This is a genomic window from Paenibacillus dendritiformis, from assembly GCF_015845845.1.
Taxonomy (GTDB): Bacteria; Bacillota; Bacilli; order Paenibacillales; family Paenibacillaceae; genus Paenibacillus_B; species Paenibacillus_B dendritiformis_C.
Window position 1 is genome coordinate 1 of sequence record NZ_LDIG01000180.1, and the last position, 1,102, is coordinate 1,102.

General features: G+C 45.6%; 2 protein-coding genes. One reads left to right on the forward strand and one right to left on the reverse strand.

From position 1 onward, the window contains the following. On the forward strand, positions 1–444 hold a 444-nt coding region (locus tag ABD76_RS18720), incomplete at its 5' end, for an integrase core domain-containing protein (RefSeq protein ID WP_197254959.1). Positions 445–881: 437 nt separating this feature from the next. Here ABD76_RS18720 and ABD76_RS18725 read toward each other — a convergent pair. Further along, the coding region (locus ABD76_RS18725) for a transposase (RefSeq protein WP_197257414.1) at positions 882–1,102 on the reverse strand (221 nt) is incomplete at its 5' end.

Genomic DNA, 1,102 nt, shown 5'->3' on the forward strand with positions numbered 1-1,102 from the left:
GTGTTTGATCGCGCGGTCGTAAGCTATCACATTGGACTGACGTGCGAAGCGAAGCATCTCGTTCAGATTACGCAGGAGGCGCTTAGGAAGCGCCAGCTCTTTGACAAGACAGAAAAACCCGTCATACGTTCGGACAACGGCCCACAATTTATCAGCAACAAGTTTGAGGATGCCTGTAGCGAGTTTGTCATGATTCACGAACGAATTCCGCCCAAAACGCCGAATAAAAACGCTCACATCGAATCGTATCATTCGATCATCGAGGCGGAGTGCTACCAGCGACATGAATTTGAATCTTATCCTCAGGCCTATGAAGTCGTGAGTCAGTTTATACAGGATTATAATCGTATCCGCATCCACGGCAGCATCTACGATTTATCCCCGTATGAATATATGGAAGCGGTGAAACAAGGCATTGTGGAGCCGAAGCAGATTAAGGTTTGATAATCGGCATTGGTGAAAAACAAAGCAATGTAAAGCAATTCTATGTTTGATATCGAATAAGAGGTGCAGTGTCCACAATAAGGGTGTTTAACCGTTCTCACCAGTTTATTCATATTCGAATGTGAGCCAGTTATTATAATTTCCCCACCTCTTGATAAAACTCTTAGTACTTCAGGATTCAGTGGATCATAGCCGTATGGGTTCTCAATAACTTATTGTGGCTCTTCGCCACTAGCATTGTTATGAGAACAAATGGTTCTATCAACCCTTTGAAAATCTTTGAAAACCGGACAAGGGAATTGGTATAGATGCTTCGCTCTGCGTTCACCTTCTGTAGCAGCATAAACATGCCAGTAAATGGACATACTGGTGGCTGGACAAGGGAATTGGTTCAGGTGCGAGCGATGCGTGGCTCCATGCTGTAGCCAGTTCTTTTCTTATTTCAATGTGAAGTTAAGTTTGCCCGCCAGAACGTACACCATGGCGATGATGTTTTTCTCGGAACGGTATCCGCGAGCTTTCCGTTTGGCGGCCTGGAACAAGCTATTCACTCCCTCCAGAAGGCCATTCGTCAGCTTTGACGAGAACCAGCGAACAACGCCATCGTAGTGATTTTGCAGCATTTTAGCGACTTCGACCATTGGAGCCAAACGGCAAC